The organism is Bradyrhizobium sp. Ken51 (assembly GCF_055807435.1).
Genome location: NZ_JBVVPB010000212.1, coordinates 1 through 237 on the forward strand (window position 1 = coordinate 1; position 237 = coordinate 237).

1 protein-coding gene is annotated in these 237 nt (G+C 56.5%); it reads right to left on the bottom strand.

The genetic code is table 11. The features are described 5' to 3' along the window. On the bottom strand, positions 1-237 hold a 237-nt coding region (locus AC0L27_RS41520; RefSeq protein WP_473323948.1), incomplete at both ends, for a copper resistance protein NlpE N-terminal domain-containing protein.

Genomic DNA, 237 nt, shown 5'->3' on the forward strand with positions numbered 1-237 from the left:
GCTGTCGGTTAATACCAGCTTGTCAGCGGTTCGCGCCCATGTACCGTAGGAAGCGAAGGAGGAAGGTTCTTCACGAGCACCGAGATAACGCTCATTCATCACCCATGTTCCGTCTTTTTCGAGGAACAGAGAGGTTTCGATTCCTTCGCAATCGGCACACGGCAGCACGCCGCGCCAACTTTGCGGCATCGGTTTCAGTTCGGCAGCCTGCGCCGGAGAAAGCGTATCGACTTCGGC